General features: G+C 46.3%; 1 protein-coding gene. It reads left to right on the top strand.

The features are described 5' to 3' along the window. The coding region (locus CWC14_RS18775; RefSeq protein ID WP_171036906.1) for a BCCT family transporter at positions 1 to 339 on the top strand (339 nt) is incomplete at both ends.

The raw sequence follows: 339 nt of genomic DNA, 5'->3' as shown, positions 1-339 counted from the left end.
TGCCATTATCGCCATCTTTTTTGGCGTGGTGGGCACCATTGCCAATGCCAGTATGTTATTGAAAAATGGCGTCACCATTAAACTTGAGCATTACGGCTTGAGTTTAAATGCACATTGGGTCGGTGCCTTAATGCTGCTCGCGATCACCGCGTTGTATGTTACTTCAGCTCGTTTTGGGCTGCGCCGTGGTATTCAGGTGCTCAGTAAATTCAATGTCTATCTAGCGTTTATTATGATGGCGTTGGTGATATTGACGGTGCCACTAACGCCGATTTTGAGCACTTTGTGGAATGGTCTAAAAGAGTACCTGTTGCTGGTGGTTTCAGGTGCATGGCAGTT

Origin of the sequence: Pseudoalteromonas sp. S3260, from assembly GCF_005886925.1 — a bacterium.
Classification (GTDB): domain Bacteria; phylum Pseudomonadota; class Gammaproteobacteria; order Enterobacterales; family Alteromonadaceae; genus Pseudoalteromonas; species Pseudoalteromonas tetraodonis.
The sequence above is the reverse complement of the archived record's forward strand: the minus strand, read 5'-3'. Positions and strand labels throughout refer to the sequence as shown.